Below are 20,008 nucleotides of genomic sequence, written 5' to 3' on the forward strand. Positions count from 1 at the left end.
ATGGACAAGTACCCGGACCAAAAGCGCGCAGTTCAATATCTGTACCCGCCGATCGACCCGTTCGATCAGCGCATGGTCGATATGGGCGATGGGCACCGTATCTATGTGGAACAATGCGGCAATCCCGATGGGATACCGGTTGTTATCCTTCACGGGGGCCCAGGGGGCGGCTGCAGCCCTGCTATGCGGCGCTATTTTGATCCGCGTGCCTACAGAGTGATTCTGTTTGATCAGCGTGGATGTGGTCGGTCCAGACCCACCGCATCGGTCGAAAACAACACGACGTGGCATCTTGTCGCTGATATCGAGCGGCTGCGCGAACTGTTCGAAATTGATGAGTGGATCGTGTTTGGCGGAAGCTGGGGGGCGACGCTGGCGTTGATCTATGCGCAGACGCATCCGGATCGGGTCAGCCGTCTGGTGCTGCGCGGTGTGTTTCTGGCCACGCAGGCCGAGCTGGATTGGTTCTATGGCGGCGGGGCCGGGCGGTTCTGGCCCGAGCACTGGCAGAAGTTCACTGCCCTGCTGCCCGAGGGTGAGCTGGACGATACAATTGCCGCTTATAATAAGCGCCTGTTCTCGGGCGATCGCGCGACCGAGATCCTGTATGCACGCGCCTGGTCGCATTGGGAAAACGCGCTGGCCTCGATCCATACCAACGGATCGGTGGGCGAAAGTCCGGGTGAATACGCCCGCACCTTTGCGCGGCTCGAGAATCACTATTTCATCAACAAGGCGTTTCTGGAGAGGGATGGGCAGATTCTGGATCAGATGGACCGGATCGCCGATATTCCCGGACATATCGTTCAGGGGCGGTATGACATGATCTGCCCGCCTCAGGCTGCATGGAATCTGGCTGAGCGCTGGCCCAATGCCGAGTTGAAGATGGTGCGGCAGGCGGGACATGCGCTGTCTGAACCCGGCATAAGCGCCGAGCTTGTGCGCATCATGGATCGCGTGGCGGAGGGTGTGGCATGACCCGGATTGACCGCCGTGCCTTGTTTGCCTCGGGTGCCGCTGCCGCGCTGCTGGCGGCGACCGGTGCGTCCTTGGCGGATACGCCGAAGAAAGGCGGCACGTTGCGGCTGGCCGTTCCGCGCGACGACAGCCTTGAACAAGTTGCACGCGGGGCTGTTTTCGACACCCTGACCGAGATTGCACCCGACGGAACGTTGCGGGGTGAGCTTGCAACTGGGTGGCAGACCGATGCCGACGCACGGATCTGGACCTTTGATCTGCGCGATGATGCGGTCTTCCACGACGGCGCGCCGTTGGAAATTGCCGACGTTTTGGCCGTTCTGGCGGAAGTTGGTCGCGCCGAAGCCATGGCTCCCAATCGCGTGCACTTGGAACTGGCTCAGGCCAATCCGGGTCTGCCCTTCATTTTGGCAGAAAGCCGGTTTGTCGTCACACAATCGGGTCAAACTGTGTCGCCATTGCATGCGGCCAACGGTACTGGCTGTTACCGCGTCGAACGGGCCGAAGACGGGCGACATTTCCTCGGTCGCCGTGTGGCGGGGCATTACAAGGATGGTCAGGCCGGATGGGTCGATGCGATAGAGGTCATCGTGATCCCGGATGCCAAAGTACGAGCCGAAGCGCTGCGCGATGGTTATGTAGATGTGGCGGCTCTGCCGGATAACGCGGAAATGCAGGGCGTGCGCGGTCTTCGGTTTCACCCGTCCGAGGCGGACCTGGCCCTTGCTGTAGCTGGCGCTGTCGGGATGCCACGCCAGATTGCCGGGTCGTCGGTGCTGGACGATGGCCGTATCGCAGAACGGTGGTGGATGGCGTAAATCTGATTGCGACTCCCGCCGGGGGTTGCAGACTCGGACCATCCTGCGTATATGCAGTTTCAACAGCGGCGCGTTGGACTTCTGGTTCAAGGCTCCACCGGAAAATTCGACGGGCCGCGCGCCCGTTTTTTTGTGCCCGATTGAAGGGTAGAGAACCAGATGACAAACGACCTGATAGCCAAAGCTGCCATTGACCGGCGACTGGCCGAGATCATCACCCCCGTGATTGAGGATCTGGGGTATGAACTTGTGCGCATTCGCCTGATGAGCGGCAAGCAGACCACGCTGCAGATCATGGCTGACAAGCCAGACGGTGGCATCGAAGTGGACGACTGCGCCGAGATTTCCAATGCGGTCAGCGCCACGCTGGACGTCGAGGATCCGATCCTTGATGCGTATACGCTTGAGGTCTCTAGCCCCGGAATCGACCGCCCTCTCACCCGCCTCAAGGACTTTGAGACCTTCGAAGGCTATGAGGCCAAGATCGAGACCGCCGAACTGATCGACGGCCGCCGCCGTTTTAAGGGTGAATTGGCCGGGATCGAAGGGGATGAGGTTCTGATCAACATCCCCGAGGGGGACGAGACGATCACCATCGGTTTGCAATTCGACTGGCTGAGCGACGCCAAGCTGGTCCTGACCGATGATCTGATCAAGGAAATGCTGCGCCAGCGCAAAGACGCGGGCGCCCTGAACGAAAACGCTTTCGACGAGATTGAGACCGAAGGGTCCGAAGAGGAGACGAACTGATGGCAATCACCTCAGCCAACCAGCTGGAGCTGCTGCAGACCGCCGAGGCCGTGGCCCGCGAAAAGATGATCGACCCCGGTCTGGTTGTCGAAGCGATGGAGGAATCGCTCGCCCGTGCCGCCAAGAGCCGTTACGGCGCGGAAATGGACATTCGCGTGTCCATCGACCGCAAGACCGGCAAGGCGACCTTCACTCGCGTGCGCACTGTGGTCGAGGATGAAGAGCTTGAGAACTATCAGGCCGAGATGACCGTCGAGCAGGCGCGCCAGTACATGGAATCGCCCGAGGTTGGTGACGTCTTCGTCGAAGAAGTGCCGCCGGTTGAAATGGGCCGGATCGCGGCGCAGTCCGCGAAACAGGTGATCCTGCAAAAGGTCCGCGAAGCGGAACGTGATCGTCAGTACGAAGAATTCAAGGATCGTGCGGGCACCATCATCAACGGCGCGGTCAAGCGCGAAGAATTTGGCAATGTCATTGTCGATCTGGGTGGTGCCGAGGCTGTTCTGCGCCGCAATGACAAGATCGGTCGCGAAAGCTATCGCCCGAATGACCGCGTGCGCGCCTATATCAAGGAAGTGCGCCGCGAAGTGCGTGGCCACCAGATCTTCCTTTCGCGTACCGCGCCGGAATTCATGGCCGAGCTGTTCAAAATGGAAGTGCCGGAAATCTATGACGGCATCATCGAGGTCAAGGCCGTGGCTCGTGACCCCGGCTCGCGCGCCAAGATTGCCGTGATATCGTATGACGGGTCAATCGACCCGGTTGGTGCTTGCGTCGGTATGCGCGGCAGCCGCGTGCAGGCCGTTGTGAACGAACTGCAGGGCGAAAAGATCGACATCATCCCGTGGAACGAAGATCAGCCGACCTTCCTGGTGAACGCGCTGCAGCCCGCCGAGGTCTCCAAGGTGGTTCTGGACGAAGAAGCCGGCAAGATCGAGGTTGTCGTGCCGGAAGAGCAGCTGAGCCTTGCCATCGGTCGCCGCGGTCAGAACGTACGTCTGGCAAGCCAGCTGACCGGTCTGGACATCGACATCATGACCGAAGCAGAAGAATCGGCGCGTCGCCAGAAAGAGTTCGAAGCCCGCACCAAGCTGTTCATGGACAGCCTGGATCTGGATGAATTCTTTGCACAACTCTTGGTTTCGGAAGGCTTTACCAACCTCGAAGAGGTCGCCTATGTCGAAATCGATGAACTGTTGGTCATTGACGGTGTTGACGAAGGCACCGCGCAAGAACTGCAGACACGTGCCCGCGAATTCCTGGAAGCACAGGCGAAAGCGGCTTTGGACGCGGCCCGTGCACTGGGCGCCGAGGACAGTCTTATTGAATTTGAGGGCCTGACACCCCAGATGGTAGAAGCGCTGGCCAAGGATGATGTGAAGACCTTGGAAGACTTCGCAACCTGCGCCGACTGGGAACTGGCCGGTGGCTGGACCACAGTCGATGGCGAACGCATCAAGGATGACGGTGTACTTGAACCTTTCGGTGTGACGCTGGAAGAAGCGCAGGACATGGTCATGACCGCACGTATCCTGCTGGGTTGGGTTGATCCGGCCGAGCTGGAGCAAGCGGAAGAAGACATCGACGGCGACGCAGAAGACGAGGAGGTCGAGGCCTGATCTCAGGCCTCGGGTGGCGCGTATGGCTCGCGGTGGCGTCCATAAGGATCGGTCTGACGGACCCGAACGCAAGTGCATCGCCACGGGCGAAGTTCAGCCAAAATACGGGCTGATCCGCTTTGTGACGGGACCGGACGGTCAGGTTTATCCCGATGTTGCGGCAAAACTGCCGGGGCGCGGGGTCTATGTGACGGCAGATCGTGCCGCACTGGACAAGGCCGTTGGCAAGAAACTGTTTGCGCGCGGGTTCAAGGCACAGGTTTCTGTGTCGAAGGATCTGAGCGACGAAGTTGAAAAACAGATCGCGCGTCGCGTGGTTGAGTTGCTCAGCCTGGCGCGTAAATCCGGTGACGCGGTTGCCGGATATGAAAAGGTCAAGACGTGGCTGGACCGGGAAGAGGCGCAAGTGCTGCTTCAGGCCATTGATGGATCGGGGCGCGGCAAGTCCAAACTCAGCACGCCGCACTTCGGAAAATACATCGGTTGGCTGACTGCGGACGAATTAGGGCAGGCATTTGGGCGCCAAACAGTGATTCATGCTGCCATGGCCTCTGGCGGACTCGCCAAACGTGTTGTAGAGGAAGCGCAGCGCCTGCGTGGCTTGCGCGAAACGGATGACGGCGGCAGGGGCCGCGCGGAAGGGTAAGAAGCTTTATGAGCGATAATGACGGCAAAAAGACATTGGGTCTTCGTGGCGGGGCACGCCCCGGAAATGTGAAACAGAGTTTCAGCCACGGACGCACCAAGAATGTCGTGGTGGAAACCAAACGCAAGCGCGTGGTGGTCCCCAAGCCGGGCGCGGCAAAGCCGGGTGGCGGTGCTGCACCTTCGGGTGATCCGTCGCGTCGCCCTGCGGGTATTTCCGACGCGGAAATGGCACGCCGGATGAAGGCATTGCAGGCCGCCAAGGCCCGCGAGGCTGAAGAGGCCGCCGCCCGCGAGGCTGCAGAAAAGGCGCGCGAAGAAGAGCGTGCCCGCCGCCGTGCGGAACAGGAAGCCAAGGAACGTGAACAGCGTGAGGCTGAAGAGCGCGCCCGTCAAAAGGCGGAAGAGGAAGAGCGAAAGCGCATAGAGGCGGAAGAAGCCGCCAAACGCGCCGCTACAGCGCCCGCACCGGAAGAGCCTAAAGCGGCACGCGCCCCGGCCAGCAAGCCTGCACCCGCTGCGACCCCGCGCAAGCAGGATCGTGAGCGCGAGCAGCGCGGTCGCGGCAAAGGTCGCGACGATAACCGCCGTTCGGGCAAGCTGACACTGGGTCAGGCCACTGGTGGCGAAGGCAACCGCCAACGCTCGATGGCTGCGATGAAGCGCAAGCAAGAGCGTGCGCGCCAGAAAGCCATGGGCGGCACGGTTGAGCGGGAAAAGGTGATCCGCGACGTACAGCTGCCCGAGGCGATCATGGTCTCGGAACTGGCCAACCGTATGGCCGAGCGCGTAGCTGACGTTGTCAAATCGCTGATGCAGATGGGCATGATGGTCACGCAGAACCAGACCATCGACGCTGACACGGCTGAACTGATCATCGAAGAATTTGGCCACAAGGTCACGCGTGTTTCTGATTCGGATGTTGAAGACGTCATCAAAGAGGTCGAAGACAGCGATGAAGATCTGAAGCCGCGCCCGCCGGTCATCACCATCATGGGTCACGTTGACCACGGTAAAACCTCTCTGCTGGATGCAATCCGCGATGCGCGTGTTGTGGCGGGCGAGGCCGGTGGCATCACCCAGCATATCGGCGCCTATCAGGTGAAAACCGAGGGCGGCACCACACTGACCTTCCTGGATACACCGGGCCACGCGGCGTTTACGTCGATGCGTTCGCGCGGTGCGCAGGTCACGGATATCGTGGTTCTGGTTGTTGCGGCTGACGACGCAGTGATGCCGCAGACGATTGAGGCGATCAACCACGCCAAGGCGGCAGAAGTGCCGATGATCGTGGCGATCAACAAGGTCGACAAGCCGGATGCAAACCCGGACAAGGTGCGCACCGATCTGCTGCAACACGAAGTGATCGTCGAGAAAATGTCGGGTGAGGTTCAGGACGTCGAAGTGTCCGCCATCACCGGTCAGGGTCTGGACGAGCTTCTGGAAGCCATTGCGCTGCAAGCCGAAATTCTGGAACTGAAAGCCAACCCCGACCGCGCCGCCCAAGGTGCTGTGATCGAGGCGCAGCTGGATGTGGGCCGCGGTCCTGTGGCCACCGTTCTGGTTCAGAACGGCACGTTGCGCCAGGGCGACATCTTCGTTGTGGGTGAGCAATACGGTAAGGTCCGTGCACTGATCAACGACAAGGGCGACCGCGTCAAAGAAGCTGGCCCCTCGGTTCCTGTCGAGGTTCTGGGCTTGAACGGCACGCCCGAGGCCGGTGACGTATTGAACGTGACCGAGACCGAAGCGCAGGCCCGCGAAATCGCCGCCTATCGCGAACAAGCCGCCAAGGACAAACGTGCCGCCGCTGGTGCCGCAACCACCCTTGAGCAGCTGATGCAGAAGGCGAAAGAAGACGAGAACGTGGCCGAGCTGCCGATCCTCGTCAAAGCTGACGTGCAAGGGTCTGCCGAAGCCATCGTTCAGGCGATGGAAAAGATCGGCAACGACGAAGTGCGCGTGCGCGTGCTGCATTCGGGCGTGGGCGCGATCACCGAAACCGACGTTGGCCTGGCCGAAGCGTCAGGCGCGCCAGTTATGGGCTTTAACGTCCGTGCCAACGCATCGGCGCGGAACACCGCGAACCAGAAAGGTGTCGAGATCCGCTATTACTCGGTGATCTATGACCTTGTGGACGACGTGAAGGCGGCTGCTTCCGGCCTGCTGAGCGCCGAGATTCGAGAGAAGTTCATCGGCTATGCCGAGATTCGTGAAGTCTTCAAGGTCACAGGTGTCGGCAAGGTTGCCGGCTGTCTGGTCACCGAAGGCGTTGCCCGCCGTTCCGCAGGCGTCCGCCTGCTGCGCGACAACGTGGTGATCCACGAAGGCACGCTGAAGACGCTCAAACGCTTCAAGGACGAAGTCGCCGAGGTTCAGTCGGGTCAAGAATGCGGTATGGCGTTCGAGAACTACGACGATATCCGCGCAGGCGACGTGATCGAAATCTTCGAGCGCGAAGAGGTCACCCGGACACTGGATTGATCCGGTTCAGATCGAATTTAGAGAAAGCGGCCTCCTGGGCCGCTTTTTTGTGGGTTCTTGTTGGGTTTTAAGGTCTGCTGAGCGGACATGAGTGCTTGAATCTGGAACACTCTGCATCGGCAACGATGCGACGTGTTTCATCAGTATCTGATCAGAGTATCCAGTATCGCTTGTCGCGTTGCGGCATCATTGTGGAAGATCCTGCCTGCAAGAAACTCAGATGGAAACTCCGGCCATGTTTTGCGCATTTCGGTAACAAGTCTTTGCGCCTCTTCCGTATGTCCCAACTGATCGTTCGCAACGGCTTGGAACAGGAGAGAAGGAGCACTTACAGGCGCACCGGCAGCGGGCGCTCCTTTAAATGCCTCGACAACCTTTTCGTAATTCCCGAGCATCAGTTGCGATACACCCCAAATATTTCGTGCGCCAAAGCGGCCCGATCCTGACCTTAGTCTTTCTGGGTCGCTAACCTCGGCCGCAAGATCCGGAGTGTTGGCCATAATGGCGGTGATGCCAACTAGATCCAGGATATGACCATCCTTCGGCGCAAGCTCGACCGACAGTCTTGCGTATTTCAGTGCCTCAACTGGTTTATACTGGGTGGCCAATACCCAACCATTTGCTCCGTTTGCCCATGCATCGGTGGGAGATAGATCAAGCGCCTTTCCCGACATCTCCGCAGCTTGGCTAAAGAGGTCTTCTCTTTGTGATTTGTCCGGGGACAACATAGCCAGAGTTGCTAGGACCTGTGCCGAACCGGCGTAGCCATCGGAGAGAGCTGGGTCGAGCTCGGTGGCATGCTGGAACATTCCCAGCGCTATTTGCTGACGCTTGACATCAAAGACGGGAAAAAACATGCCGCGGGCCTGATCCGCAAGGTTGGCCGCCTGAAGTCTCGTCAAAGACTGCTCACTAAGGGCCGCTCGCTCAGCCTGTTCCGTGGATCGAGTCGCGGGCGAAACCGCCTCGTCATTCTGAGCAAACCAAAACCCAATTCCAGCAATCAATACAACGCAAACCAATCCAACCGGCAGCAGTTGCGTTAAAAGCGGATGCCTTCCAAGCGCATCGCTGTTTCGCACTCCTGAAGTGCTGTCTAGCGAGAACCGTGGCTTGTATCCGCCGGAATCAACAAAAATGCGAACGCCCTCACCGTTCCATTGATCTTCGTAAAACTCCTGTAGCAGCCGACGCAACCGTCGGGCTTCAACGCGAACGAGATTCCGACCACCGGTGCCATCAATGCTCCGACCGTAGACTTCGACGGCGATTGCTTTGCCACGAATCTGAGCACCGCGACCCGCGAGCGTTTCTTCGACCACGTAAGTAAGAAATTGCTGGAGTCGAGGCGAAGCCTGGAACGCGGCACTGGAAACAACGCTCTGAAGTGCCTGTCGGACAAGCTCCGGAGATGGCTGTGCAACATCTTGATCTATCGGCAATTCATTAGCTTGGTTCAAAGCAAACTCACCCCCAACTCACGGTGACTCACTTGGCGTGTGCCGTCAACCGCACTCATCTCGATGTGAGAATAGATAGTGGAAACCGAGGATTATCCAGTGACGTGGGAACTAAGTGACGAGCTTCCAGAGCTTTCCGATGCGCTTTCCGGGCGTATCGAAACGGATGCGTTACTCAGCGAGGCAATTGCAGACCTAAAGAAAGTTACTGCGCTGCTGGATGACACATCGATTACAGCGCCAGAGCGTGCGGAATGGGCCCACATCAGATCTGAACTCGTGAACGAGCTTCGCCGGATGGTGAAGCGTAATCTTCGTAACACTTTTAACTGAGGACCGAACCATGACCAAGGAAGACAATGGGAAAGACCTGGAGAACAAACAAGTTCAGGCGACAGACCAAATTGAAGACCCCTCACGACGGAGTGTTCTTAAGGGTTTAGCCACTGGAGCTGCCGCGACAGGGGCGGCTGGGTTTGCGGCGGGGAGTGCCGAGGCCCACGAAGGAGACGGCCCGCTGGGAGAAACACTCAAGAACCCATACGGTGGGCGACCCGCAGGTGGTATCTCTTTGCCAGAGTATTTCCGCCCGACCAAATACATGACAGGCTCAAACGCGAACTATTTTCCACTTAGTGAGGAGTTGGGACCAGATGAGATGCGCATCTCATTCTGTGGCTCGACACCCTATCCGCCGCGCGAAGATCAGGCGGGTACGTGTATCATGGTAGAGTTGGGAAATGGAAAACGGTTCTTCTTCGACTTTGGGTCTGGTTGTGTCCGCAATATCATTGCCATGCAGGTGCCGGGGCAGCTGATCAACGACATCTTCATCTCTCACCTGCATGTCGACCACTATGCCGACATCCCTTACATCTACCCATTCCGGGCCTGGTCAGGAGGGTACACTCCACTTCGTATTCACGGCCCGTCCGGTCGGACACCCGAGCTTGGCACAGCTGGGATGGTCAAAGGCATGCAGCAGATGCTCAAATGGCACCTTGAAGCGTTTGACGTATTCCCAATTGGTGACGGCTATGAGATCGAGGTCAACGAGTTCGATTTCAGCCAAGAAGGTGGCATCGTTTATGACCAAGACGGTGTGACTGTTCGGTCCTGGCCGCGCAGCCACGCGAAGGACGGCGCAGTTGGGTATCGGCTCGATTGGAATGGTCTGAGCTTTGTATGGACAGGCGATGGTCGCCCGGATGAGCTTTCACGGAAATACGGCGAAGGTGTTGATGTTTTTGTAACCGAAATGTCGGGACAGGATATTGGTCAGTTGATGACCTACAAATACGGTATCCCACAGGATCTGTTTAATTACACAATCGATACGCATCATACCTCCCACTATGCCGTGGGTAAGCTCTTTGCTGACACAAGGCCGCGGTTGGGAATGGTGACGCACTATACACAGGACGAGGATATCGACGCTGAAATGCTGGCTGGTATTCGCGCCCACTATGACGGTCTGTTCCAATGGGGTCTCGATGTAGCCGTTGTGAACGTGACCAAGGATGCCATCTGGTACAGGAAAGCTGCACTGCCCGGAAAATCCGGTACTGTGCCACCATTTCGTGAACTGGCTGCGGCAGCCGAGGCCGGGCGTATTGAGCTTCCGGATGAAATCACATTGCCGAATCCGAGGCTCACTCGAGCAGATCAGCAAGACCAAAAGTACCGCGATATGGAGATCGATCCACGCGAATACTACCCAACTGACGTTTTCCGAGCACCCGGCGGGGACTGGCCGCAGGACTTTACCATCAAAGTTTCGGATGTAATCGGCCCGCGTGATGAAGACTGAGAGGAGATCGAACAATGATTGAATTTGGTTCGACTTCTGCGATCCCCGTAACGATCCTTACCGGCTTTCTCGGCGCCGGTAAGACAACACTTTTGAACCGCATCTTGACAGGCAATCACGGGTTGCGGGTTGCAGTTCTGGTGAATGACTTTGGATCAATAAACGTTGACGCTGACTTGGTAGTCGGTCTCGAAGATGATGTGATGAGTCTTGCGAATGGCTGTGTGTGCTGCTCGATCCGAGATGACCTGATCGAAACGGTAGAGGCCGTTCTCGCCAGGCCTGAGAAACCGGAATATATCGTTCTTGAAGCAAGCGGCGTGTCGGACCCATCGTCAATTGCGATGACGTTTACGGATCAACGGTTCCGCGACATGATCCGCTTGGACAGCCTCATGTGTCTTGTCGATGCGGAACAACTATTTGCCGCGCCGGAACAAATGGAACTGAAACTCCGACAAATTGCGTTTTCGGACATGGTAATTCTGAACAAGGTTGATCTTGTCGACAGGGCCACAGTTCAGAAGGTGCACGATTGGCTGGGGTCTCGATTCCGTCGATATCGATTGGTCGAAGCTGTCAATGCGGACGTCCCTCTGGACATACTTCTTTCTGTTGGTCGCTTTGCCGCCGAACAGCTCGAAACAGAAATACCTGATCATCATGAACATGGGCCAGATTGCGGTTGTCACCACTCTGATCACTCAGACAGCTTTTCAACAACCATGATGAAAGCTGACCGACCGATAAGCCTATCCTCCCTTCGTAGCGCTATTCGGAAACTTCCCGGAGATGTCTATCGTCTCAAGGGTTTTGTCTTCAGTGAGGAGGATCCGGATCATCGCATTCTTGTACAGGTAGTCGGAAAGCGCATGGACATCGCAAGGGATGGTGCATGGGGCCACCGAAAACCCGAAACAAGGCTTGTTGCAATAGGTGCACCAGGAGCCCTTTCGGAATACGAGCTTTCCGAAGCGTTGTTGGAACCTGCGTAGCGGCAAGTGCGACCAAATGTGTTTGCGTGTGTTATTATAATTCCAACACATAACAGCGCGGAAGCCCGCGGCACCGGAGACCAAATGGGGAGAATAACTTTATTGCTGAAGCAGTTTAGGAATTGGATTCAAGCGATCACACTGCTTGCACTTGCCACTGCGTTTGTCTTGTCGGGAACGGCTGTGTACGCGCAGGACGTATCAAGTCGGGAACTTGAAGATACAACCCCAAACCTCGGATTGCCGAGTTCAGCCGGAGGACAATATGCCGAGTTGCTTTCTGCTTTCCATGGGCTCGAGGCGTTGCCCCGAGTGGCAAACTTCATTTGCAGAGGTTCCAGGGGCAAACACGGGATGCCTGTCATTTTTTCTACCCAGGTAGATCTGGAAACTCTGCAGGCAGGTGACTTCAGAGTTGAAACAAAGTCAGGCCAGATCGGAGCAATGCACTGCGCGTCAGTGTTGCCCGCTACCGACCCCGGGGAATTGCGCACGGTGCTTCTCATCGGGGATTTTGGGAACCTTCCCGACGATCCCCCCGTCGAAGTCGAGGTTGTTGGGCACCTTCATTCCATCGACGGGACACTTGATTTTCGAGGTGCTACAGTAGCCGTAACTCCGCTGGAAGACGGGCCCTCAATGATCTTTGCCGAGGTTGTTGAGGATTGGACTTTGGTCGGAAACTTGGGGCCACGCCGAACCAGAGGAAGCCTTTGTCCAAGTGACAACACTGTTCAGGCCATTCGGGTAACTTGGGCGGGTGGCGTTACGCTGGCCAACGGCAAGGAACCTGGCGAGGAGGAACGTGATCTGTACAGTATCCTCGTAGAGGCCGAAGATGGATCTCAGCGCATTGTGACGCCCGCGGCGCTTGCCGATCTGGGTGACGGAGACAATAACCACATGCTCTGCCTCGATACAAATGATCGACCTATATCAGTGTCTTTTCCGGCTGGTATTCTGACGGATCCAAATGACGATCTGAACCCTGAAACCAGCCTATTTGTCACAAAACCCAAGTAAGAAACTCCTTTGATTTTGCTGCAATGAATACTTAGTCGAAAACACTCGATCGGACCGATTGTAGGCACTTCATTGTTGTACGCCAATAAATGGGCCTAATCGCAGCCTGCCGCTACATGCACAGCCAAGCGGCCCCAAAAATAGGCATGCTGTGGTACAATTCGCGATAAGCGTCAACAGACTAACCCTTTTGTAAGCCCGCGCGACTGCCTGACACAATCAGCAACCATCGATGGATGTGTCAACGGGCAAAGGTAAGGCCATTCGAGGCGTTGTTCGGCGTAAATGGCATCTCGCTCAACGTTCCAGTAACGATAGCTATTATCCGCAACTTCACCGCCGTATTTGTACACAAGCTCGCCATAGCTGAAGCCATAGAGGTCACTTAGGTCGATGCCATTACCTATATAGGATGCTTGAACTTCCATAAGTTCGATCCGCGTTTCAAACACCCGTTTACATGCACCAGAGTATTCATTCTGGAAAACAACAGATACCAACCAACAAGCACCGCAAAGTAAGGCAATTGTCAGAAAATATGGGCTCCATCGCTTGAACAGTCTTCTTGCTTCGCGCAATGAACCATCAATTGAGAAATAACGGCGTTCGGACAGAAATTCTGTACTAACCGCGTCGGTCTTTATTGGCTGGGCTGAGATAGAGGCTTTCTTTTGGGGCATTGCGGAAACAACTACGACCAGCACAAAAACCAGCACGGTTTCAATAATCCATGCAAACAGCAAGGCGGGTATCCAGCCAAGCGAAACACCAAGAAAAAATCCAAACTGAGAAATGGCGTAAATCCAGCCGGCTAAGAAGATTAAGGTCCGGATGATTGTCATAGGACGTCCCAATAGACATAAAACAAATGTCGATCAAAATAGGTCCGCGTGGGCCAGTATCACTCTGCGGCATCCAGCCAATCTTCGATCAGCTTTTCATCTATGAAGGTTAGGCGCGACAAATGGCGCAGCTTTCCGTTGATATGGCAAAGAGAAGGGTCATGCGGTTTCCTCCATCTCTTCGCCCAGATAAACGTGAGGGTCAAGCAACAGGTTCTTCCGACATGACGTCTGCAAAGGATTTGAAGAACTTGGCCGCAAGTTTCTTCGCTGTACTCTGAATAAGACGGCTTCCAAGTTGCGCCAACTTACCGCCGATCACGGCTTTGGCTTCGTAGCGCAGAATGGTCTGCGAGCCATTTTCGGTCAGAGTTACGTCAGCGCCGCCTTTTGCATGGCCAGCTGCGCCACCATTGCCTTGGCCTTCCAGCGAAAATGTCTCTGGCGCGCCGTCGGTTTTAAGGACCACATCTCCGCTGAATTTCGCTTTCACGGGTCCAACTTTAAGAACAACTTTGGCTTCAAGTTCCGTGTCAGACTTCTTGATCAGCTCTTCGCACCCGGGGATACAGCGTTTCAGTATCTCGGGGTCGTTTAACGCTGCATAAACCACGTCGCGCGGGGCATCGATGAGAATTTCGTCAGCCAGTTCCATGGCGGTTCCTTCCTTTGTTCAGCAACAGGGGTATTTGATCTTTGCAAGCACCTCAGCCTGCTCACTAGAGGGCTTGAAGATACGAGTTAAGATTTTGAAAAGTTTACGCATTTGGATCTCTTTCGGCGGAATTCCTGCGCACGGTGACCAGTTCCGCCAGGATAGAGAGCGCGATTTCTTCTGGCGTGACAGCACCAATGTCCAAACCGGCTGGGGCTGAGACGGTCGCAAGTGTGATCTCGGGCACACCGGCTTCAGAGAGCTTTTTTGACAGGGCAGCGAACTTCTTCTTGCTGCCGACAAAGGCGACATAGTTTGCATCGTACGCAAGCGCGTCGCGCAAGGCGTCCAGATCGCCCTGCCCTTGCGTCGCAACGACGACCGCACTCATCTTTCCAAGTGCACTCTTTCCATCGAGGGCACGCGTGATCGACCAGTGAAAATGTGGTGCGATTTGTGCCAAAGCTTCTGCGACAGGCGAGTTCCCGAGTATTGTTAACTCTGGCATCGGAAGACAAGGCTCAATGAAGATGTCGATGGTACCACGAGAGGGACAACCGTTGCGCGCATAGAGTACGCCCTCCATCATTGCTCCGGCACTGACGCCGATATCGTTTAAAAAGTCCTCCGGCGCGACCGACACAAGCTTAGGTGCGCCGGTTTCGAGAGCCTCCAAGGTGGCTCGCCTCACAGCGCCACGGGTGCAGCCGCCGCCAAGAAACCCATGCAAGATAGTGCCATCCGCACCAATGATTGCCTTTGCGCCAGGTTTTGCCGCAGTGGTTCCCGCAGTACGCACGATTGTGGCAAAGGCAAACGGTTGTTCATTGGCGCGCAGGGACAGGGCTGTTTCTGCCAGGTCTGAAGAAAACAACTCAGCGGGGGTCATAGCGATACCAACTCCTTCTCAAGCGCGGCAAGGTCCGCCAGCGTGTTAGCTGCGTAAAAGCGGTCCAAATGAGGCAATGCAGCCGCCATGCCCGCTGCCACGGGTGCATAATCGCGCCAGCCTTTGAGGGGGTTCAGCCAAAGAATGCGGCAGCCACGTTTGCGTAACTTGGTCAACGCGGCGTCGATGTGGTCAGGGGAAGAGGTGTCATAGCCGTCCGAAAGGATCATCACGACCGAACGACCATCGACGAACCGACGCGCGTATGTAGCCGCGAAACGGTCCAGGCTTTCCCCGATTTTGGAGCCTCCGCCGAACCCATCCGCCATCAAGGACATCCGTCCGATGGCGCGCATGGCGTCCTTATCGCGTAAAGCTTCGGTTATCCGCACGAGGCGTGTGTGAAACAGGTATGCGTCGGCGGTTGGATCACCGCGCATCAGGCCGGCCAAAAAGGCCAGGAACACTTGCGCATATACGGTCATAGAGCCGGAAACGTCGCATAGGGCTACGATTTTACGACTGCGATCAGGGCGTTTGCGCTTGATGAGTCTGATGGGTTCGCCCCCTGTTGCCAGGCTGCGCCGGATTGTTTTGCGGAAATGCAGGCGGTCCCCTTTACGGGCCGCGATGCGGCGGCGGGAGCGACGGTCGCGCAGCGCTTGTCCAAGGCGGCGGGCAACCTCTTCGGCCTCGGCAATCTCTTCTGCCCGTACCAGGTCACGTAGGTCGCGCCGGGACAGATTGCGCATCTCGGTGGCGATCAGCTTGCCGTCGCCATCGCTTTCGGCATCACCGTCACCTCCGTCCGGCGCTGTCGCATCGCCAGCGCCTCCAACGTCTTCTCCTTTGGCATGTCGTGACGAATGTACGCTGTCGTCGCCCTTGGTAGGGGCCGACATTTTCGGCATGACCTTTGTGCGCACGCGACCAGCATCCATCCAGAAACTGTCGAACAGCAAATCAAACCTCTGCGCGTCGTCCTTGCATCCCGTGCAGACCGCCTTGAGGGCGCAACGCGCCTCTGCAGGGTTGGCTGCCTCAACATGGGTCAAGGCCGCCAGAGCCGCTTCGGTTTCCTGCACGCCAAGGCGCAGGCCATTCTCTCGCAAATGGGCCAGGAACCCCGCCATGCGCGCTGTGGCGCCGGGATCTCGGCCAGCAAAGCGGGTTACGCGGGTCATGCGGCCTTCCCCGCAATGCGTTGTGCCACTTCGGTGGTGATATGTGCGCGATCGCCCTGAGTTTTTAAAAGTGTCGTGAGTGTGGCTTGGAGGGCCGCCGGGTTTTCCGTTAGATCGGCAATCCCTAACCCCATAAGAGCGGCGGCAAAATCCAGTGTCTCCGCGATTCCGGGCACTTTCTCCAGCTCTTCCTTGCGCAACGCCTGGACGAACCCGATCACTTGATCGGCCAGCAGCGCTTCAATCCCAGCACAACGGGCCTTCAGGATCGCGAGTTCCGTTGTTTTGTCAGGATAATCGACATAAGCGAAAAGGCAGCGGCGCCTTAGCGCGTCCGACAAGTCGCGGGTGCCATTCGAGGTTAGTATAACTGTTGGCATGGTGGTGGCTTTGATGGTGCCAAGTTCTGGCACCGTGATTTGGTAATCGGCAAGAATCTCGAGCAGGAAGGCTTCGAACTCTTCGTCTGCGCGGTCAATTTCATCGATCAGCAAAACTGGAGAAACGTCTTGCGTGATCGCCGACAGCAAGGGGCGTTCCAACAAATACTCGCGCGAGAATATCCGATCCTCGACCGTCTTGCCGGTCTCGCCTGCTTCAGAGGACGCACGGATCGCCAGCAGTTGCCGTTGGTAATTCCACTCATAGATTGCCTGAGAGGCGTCCAAACCTTCATAGCATTGCAGACGGATCAATTGCGTGTTCTGAGCCGCGGCCAGTACTCGGGCAACCTCGGTTTTTCCCACGCCCGCTGCACCTTCCAGCAGTAGAGGACGGTGCAATGACAAAGCCAAATGCAGCGACACCGCCAGATCGTCTGAGGCGACGTAGTTCTGTTCTACAAGTGCAGATTGGAGATCGGTCCAGGTCATCAGAGCCTCAAGTGGTTTAAAAGGCGCGCGCCGCCATCCCTGCTGCGCGCGCCAGAAGCTTAGCCGTGAAGGCCCAGATCGTTTGCTGTCTTCCAGATCCGCCAGTGATCGTGCGGCATATGGGTGTGACGCAGGCCGAAGGCACGGAAGGCGTCATTCACCGCGTTGGAGAAACAGGGCACGCCGCCCACATGGGGGCTTTCGCCGACACCCTTGGCACCTATTGGATGGTGCGGGCTGGGGGTAACCGTGTGATCGGTCTCGTAATTCGGCACTTCCCATGCGGTCGGCAGGAAGAAGTCCATCAGCGTGCCAGTCTTGACGTTGCCCATTTCGTCATAGGCGATCTCTTGCCCCAGAGCGACGGCCAGCGCCTCGGTCAGACCACCGTGCACCTGGCCCTCGATGATCATCGGATTTATGCGGGTGCCACAGTCATCCAGCGCATAGAAGCGGCGAATGTCGGTTACACCGGTGTCCACATCGATGTCCATCACGCAGACATAAGCGCCAAAGGGATAGGTCATGTTCGGCGGGTCATAGTAGCTGACCGCTTCCAGCCCCGGCTCGATGCCCGGAATGGCCTGATTGTAGGCGGCAAAGGCGATTTCCTTCATCGTCTTAAACTTTTCAGGCGCGCCTTTGACCACGAAACGATCCACGTCGAATTCGACATCATCGTCGTGCACTTCCAGCAGGTAGGCCGCGATCATCTGAGCCTTTGCGCGGATCTTACGTCCTGCCATCGCGGTCGCAGCACCGGCTACCGGCGTCGAGCGCGAGCCGTATGTTCCAAGACCGTACGGCGCAGTATCCGTATCACCCTCTTCGATGGTAATACTATCTGCCGGCAGACCGATCTCGGTTGCGAGGATTTGTGCAAAGGTCGTGGCATGGCCCTGGCCTTGCGAGATGGTGCCAAGGCGCGCGATCGCTGAGCCGGTCGGGTGGATGCGGATTTCACAACTGTCGAACATGCCAAGGCCAAGGATATCACAATTTTTGACGGGTCCAGCGCCGACGATTTCGGTGAAATGCGTCAGGCCAATGCCCATCAGCTTTCGGGTTTTGCCCGCCTTGAAGTCCTCGATCCGCTGAGCTTGTTCTGCACGCAGCCCTTCGTAATCGACGGCTTTCAGCGCCTTATCCCAAGCAGTGTGATAGTCGCCCGAGTCATATTCCCACCCAAGCGCGGACTGATAGGGGAACTGCTCTTTCTTGATGAAGTTGATCCGGCGTAGTTCGGCCGCGTCCATGTCCAGCTCTATCGCAAGAACCTCGATCATGCGTTCGATGAAATAGGCGGCTTCGGTTACACGGAAGGAGCAGCGATAGCTGACCCCGCCCGGCGCCTTGTTGGTGTAGACGCCGTCCACTGCCAAATACGCGGTCGGGATGTCATAAGACCCGGTGCAGATGTTCATAAACCCAGCCGGGAACTTGGTCGGGTCGGCACAGGCGTCAAAACCGCCGTGGTCTGCTGTCGTGTGGCACCAAAGACCGGTGATCTTACCCTCTTTGGTGGCGCTGATCTTCCCTTTCATCCAGTAGTCACGGGCAAAGGCGGTGGTCATCAGGTTTTCCATACGGTCCTCGACCCATTTCACCGGAACGCCGGTGACAATCGAGGCCACGACCGAGCACACATAGCCGGGGTAGGCCCCAACCTTATTGCCAAAGCCGCCGCCAATGTCGGGCGAGATCACGCGGATGTTGTGCTCTTCAATGCCCGAGATCAGGCTAACCACGGTGCGGATAGCGTGAGGCGCTTGGAACGTGCCATGCAGCGTGAGCTTGCCGTTGACCTTGTCCATTGAGGCCACGCAGCCACAGGTTTCGAGCGGGCATGGGTGCGTGCGATGGTAATACACCATCTCTTCAGCGACCACGTCTGCCTCCCCCATTACCTGCTCGGTCGCGTCCTTCTCGCCGACTTCCCAGGTAAAGATGTGGTTAGGGTGTTTGCGGGGGCCGTGGGCCCCATCTGGAATCGCTCCACCTTCGCCAATCAGGTCTTCGCGAAGAACCACGTTGGATTCCAAGGCTGCGTAGGGATCGGTCAAAACGGGGAGTTCTTCATACTCCACTTCGACTAGCTCTACTGCATCGGCTGCAATATAACGGTCTTTTGCCACCACAAATGCCACTTCCTGACCTTGGAAAAGCACTTTGCCGTCAGCCAGAACCATCTGTTTGTCGCCAGCCAGCGTCGGCATCCAGTGCAGACCAAGAGGAGCGAGGTCTTCGGCCGTCAGTACGGCGATCACGCCGTCCAGCGCCAATGCGGCCTCGGCATTGACCGACACGATTTTCGCGTGGGCATAGGGCGAACGCACGAAATCACCATGCAGCATGCCGGGCAGTTTGATGTCGTCGACATAATTGCCTTTGCCTTGGGTAAACCTGGCATCTTCAACGCGCTTGCGTTTGCAACCCATTCCTCCCAGCGCGTCGGCGCGTTCTTCGCGGGTCAGTTCCTTGTTCATTGTGCCGCCTCCTTCGCAGAGTTCATCTCGGCCGCGGCAGCGAGGATAGATTTGACGATGTTCTGATACCCGGTACAGCGGCAAAGGTTACCCGCCATGCCAAAGCGCACCTCTTCCTCAGTTGGGTTCGGGTTTTCTTCCAAAAGCTTGGATGCGCGGGTGATCATACCCGGTGTGCAGAAGCCGCATTGAAGACCGTGGTGTTCTTTGAACGCTTCCTGCAACACGTGCAGGCTGTCTGGGTTGCCAAGCCCTTCGATCGTGGTGATCTCGGCACCGTCAGCTTGCGCTACGAACACGGTACAGGACTTTACCGATTTGCCGTTCATGGTCACGGTGCAAGCGCCGCAATGCGAGGTCTCGCAGCCAATGTGCGGACCGGTCTTGCGCAGCCTTTCGCGCAAGGTGTGGATCAGCAGTTCGCGCGGTTCTGCCAGGAACTCTTGCTCCTCGCCATTCACGGTAAGAGTGAAATGTTTCTTCTTTGACATGATCTCT

The 20,008-nt window shown here is 57.1% G+C and carries 18 protein-coding genes; 10 read left to right on the forward strand and 8 right to left on the reverse strand.

The features are described 5' to 3' along the window. The 6 genes from pip to infB all read left to right on the forward strand — a co-directional run bounded on the left by pip (nt 1) and on the right by infB (nt 7,294). The gene (pip, locus tag GS636_RS18930) at nt 1–978 is read left to right on the forward strand and encodes a prolyl aminopeptidase (RefSeq protein WP_171188110.1); all 978 of its coding nucleotides are present in this window, start codon (nt 1–3) and stop codon (nt 976–978) included. Beyond that, nucleotides 975–1,796 carry an ABC transporter substrate-binding protein gene (locus GS636_RS18935; RefSeq protein ID WP_171671616.1) on the forward strand — a complete coding sequence of 274 codons (822 nt, stop codon included), beginning with the start codon at nt 975–977 and terminating at the stop codon, nt 1,794–1,796. Before pip ends, GS636_RS18935 begins: the two co-directional genes overlap by 4 nt. Before the next feature lie 159 nt (nt 1,797–1,955). Next, complete coding sequence (gene rimP / locus GS636_RS18940; protein WP_152459779.1) at nt 1,956–2,546, forward strand: ribosome maturation factor RimP; 591 nt, start codon at nt 1,956–1,958, stop codon at nt 2,544–2,546. Next, nucleotides 2,546–4,165 (forward strand): transcription termination factor NusA, encoded by a 1,620-nt coding sequence (nusA, locus tag GS636_RS18945; protein ID WP_171188106.1) that lies wholly within the window; start codon nt 2,546–2,548, stop codon nt 4,163–4,165. The genes rimP and nusA overlap by 1 nt, the downstream gene beginning before the upstream one ends. A gap of 22 nt (nt 4,166–4,187) precedes the next feature. Then, complete coding sequence (locus tag GS636_RS18950; protein WP_171671619.1) at nt 4,188–4,811, forward strand: RNA-binding protein; 624 nt, start codon at nt 4,188–4,190, stop codon at nt 4,809–4,811. 8 nt (nt 4,812–4,819) lie between these two features. Next, complete coding sequence (gene infB, locus GS636_RS18955; protein WP_171188103.1) at nt 4,820–7,294, forward strand: translation initiation factor IF-2; 2,475 nt, start codon at nt 4,820–4,822, stop codon at nt 7,292–7,294. Nucleotides 7,295–7,434: 140 nt separating this feature from the next. On the opposite strand, the gene GS636_RS18960 is transcribed toward infB, so the two are convergent. After that, nucleotides 7,435–8,754 (reverse strand): hypothetical protein, encoded by a 1,320-nt coding sequence (locus GS636_RS18960; RefSeq protein WP_171671621.1) that lies wholly within the window; start codon nt 8,752–8,754, stop codon nt 7,435–7,437. Between the two features lie 78 nt (nt 8,755–8,832). On the opposite strand from GS636_RS18960, the gene GS636_RS18965 reads away from it, so the two are divergent. From GS636_RS18965 to GS636_RS18980, 4 genes are all read left to right on the forward strand, one after another. Then, the gene (locus GS636_RS18965) at nt 8,833–9,087 is read left to right on the forward strand and encodes a hypothetical protein (protein WP_171648572.1); all 255 of its coding nucleotides are present in this window, start codon (nt 8,833–8,835) and stop codon (nt 9,085–9,087) included. Nucleotides 9,088–9,097: 10 nt separating this feature from the next. After that, nucleotides 9,098–10,564, forward strand: a complete 1,467-nt coding sequence (gntH, locus tag GS636_RS18970) for a guanitoxin biosynthesis MBL fold metallo-hydrolase GntH (RefSeq protein ID WP_216602963.1) — start codon at nt 9,098–9,100, stop codon at nt 10,562–10,564. Nucleotides 10,565–10,578: 14 nt separating this feature from the next. After that, the gene (locus tag GS636_RS18975; RefSeq protein WP_171671623.1) at nt 10,579–11,559 is read left to right on the forward strand and encodes a GTP-binding protein; all 981 of its coding nucleotides are present in this window, start codon (nt 10,579–10,581) and stop codon (nt 11,557–11,559) included. Nucleotides 11,560–11,913: 354 nt separating this feature from the next. Continuing rightward, a complete protein-coding gene (locus tag GS636_RS18980; RefSeq protein WP_171671626.1) occupies nt 11,914–12,582 on the forward strand; it encodes a hypothetical protein in 669 nt (222 codons plus the stop codon). Between the two features lie 173 nt (nt 12,583–12,755). Here GS636_RS18980 and GS636_RS18985 read toward each other — a convergent pair whose 3' ends face one another. The 7 genes from GS636_RS18985 to GS636_RS19015 all read right to left on the reverse strand — a co-directional run bounded on the left by GS636_RS18985 (nt 12,756) and on the right by GS636_RS19015 (nt 20,001). Beyond that, on the reverse strand, nt 12,756–13,424 hold the full coding sequence (locus GS636_RS18985) for a hypothetical protein (protein WP_171671628.1): 669 nt from the start codon (nt 13,422–13,424) through the stop codon (nt 12,756–12,758). Nucleotides 13,425–13,626: 202 nt separating this feature from the next. Then, complete coding sequence (locus GS636_RS18990; protein WP_171671631.1) at nt 13,627–14,079, reverse strand: carbon monoxide dehydrogenase subunit G; 453 nt, start codon at nt 14,077–14,079, stop codon at nt 13,627–13,629. Between the two features lie 103 nt (nt 14,080–14,182). Further along, nucleotides 14,183–14,968, reverse strand: coding sequence for an XdhC family protein (locus GS636_RS18995; protein WP_171671633.1), 786 nt, complete (start codon nt 14,966–14,968; stop codon nt 14,183–14,185). After that, complete coding sequence (locus GS636_RS19000; RefSeq protein WP_171671636.1) at nt 14,965–16,152, reverse strand: VWA domain-containing protein; 1,188 nt, start codon at nt 16,150–16,152, stop codon at nt 14,965–14,967. Before GS636_RS19000 ends, GS636_RS18995 begins: the two co-directional genes overlap by 4 nt. Beyond that, nucleotides 16,149–17,024: a MoxR family ATPase gene (locus GS636_RS19005; protein ID WP_171671638.1), complete on the reverse strand. Its 876-nt coding sequence runs from the start codon at nt 17,022–17,024 to the stop codon at nt 16,149–16,151. Before GS636_RS19005 ends, GS636_RS19000 begins: the two co-directional genes overlap by 4 nt. 59 nt (nt 17,025–17,083) lie before the next feature. Next, complete coding sequence (locus tag GS636_RS19010; RefSeq protein ID WP_171671640.1) at nt 17,084–19,510, reverse strand: aerobic carbon-monoxide dehydrogenase large subunit; 2,427 nt, start codon at nt 19,508–19,510, stop codon at nt 17,084–17,086. Further along, nucleotides 19,507–20,001: a (2Fe-2S)-binding protein gene (locus GS636_RS19015; protein ID WP_152457016.1), complete on the reverse strand. Its 495-nt coding sequence runs from the start codon at nt 19,999–20,001 to the stop codon at nt 19,507–19,509. Before GS636_RS19015 ends, GS636_RS19010 begins: the two co-directional genes overlap by 4 nt. Nucleotides 20,002–20,008: the final 7 nt, after the last annotated feature.

The organism is Ruegeria sp. HKCCD4884, assembly GCF_013110855.1.
Lineage (GTDB): Bacteria > Pseudomonadota > Alphaproteobacteria > Rhodobacterales > Rhodobacteraceae > Ruegeria.

What these genes read in the sequence shown, in the direction of transcription:
- rimP (WP_152459779.1), top strand. Translation starts at nt 1,956, where the DNA reads ATGACAAACGACCTGATAGCCAAAGCTGCCATTGACCGGCGACTGGCC.
- GS636_RS18935 (WP_171671616.1), top strand. Translation starts at nt 975, where the DNA reads ATGACCCGGATTGACCGCCGTGCCTTGTTTGCCTCGGGTGCCGCTGCC.
- GS636_RS19000 (WP_171671636.1), bottom strand. Translation starts at nt 16,152, where the DNA reads ATGACCCGCGTAACCCGCTTTGCTGGCCGAGATCCCGGCGCCACAGCG.
- pip (WP_171188110.1), top strand. Translation starts at nt 1, where the DNA reads ATGGACAAGTACCCGGACCAAAAGCGCGCAGTTCAATATCTGTACCCG.
- GS636_RS18980 (WP_171671626.1), top strand. Translation starts at nt 11,914, where the DNA reads ATGCCTGTCATTTTTTCTACCCAGGTAGATCTGGAAACTCTGCAGGCA.
- GS636_RS19015 (WP_152457016.1), bottom strand. Translation starts at nt 20,001, where the DNA reads ATGTCAAAGAAGAAACATTTCACTCTTACCGTGAATGGCGAGGAGCAA.
- GS636_RS19010 (WP_171671640.1), bottom strand. Translation starts at nt 19,510, where the DNA reads ATGAACAAGGAACTGACCCGCGAAGAACGCGCCGACGCGCTGGGAGGA.
- GS636_RS19005 (WP_171671638.1), bottom strand. Translation starts at nt 17,024, where the DNA reads ATGACCTGGACCGATCTCCAATCTGCACTTGTAGAACAGAACTACGTC.
- infB (WP_171188103.1), top strand. Translation starts at nt 4,820, where the DNA reads ATGAGCGATAATGACGGCAAAAAGACATTGGGTCTTCGTGGCGGGGCA.
- GS636_RS18975 (WP_171671623.1), top strand. Translation starts at nt 10,579, where the DNA reads ATGATTGAATTTGGTTCGACTTCTGCGATCCCCGTAACGATCCTTACC.
- gntH (WP_216602963.1), top strand. Translation starts at nt 9,098, where the DNA reads ATGACCAAGGAAGACAATGGGAAAGACCTGGAGAACAAACAAGTTCAG.
- GS636_RS18990 (WP_171671631.1), bottom strand. Translation starts at nt 14,079, where the DNA reads ATGGAACTGGCTGACGAAATTCTCATCGATGCCCCGCGCGACGTGGTT.
- GS636_RS18950 (WP_171671619.1), top strand. Translation starts at nt 4,188, where the DNA reads ATGGCTCGCGGTGGCGTCCATAAGGATCGGTCTGACGGACCCGAACGC.
- nusA (WP_171188106.1), top strand. Translation starts at nt 2,546, where the DNA reads ATGGCAATCACCTCAGCCAACCAGCTGGAGCTGCTGCAGACCGCCGAG.
- GS636_RS18995 (WP_171671633.1), bottom strand. Translation starts at nt 14,968, where the DNA reads ATGACCCCCGCTGAGTTGTTTTCTTCAGACCTGGCAGAAACAGCCCTG.
- GS636_RS18985 (WP_171671628.1), bottom strand. Translation starts at nt 13,424, where the DNA reads ATGACAATCATCCGGACCTTAATCTTCTTAGCCGGCTGGATTTACGCC.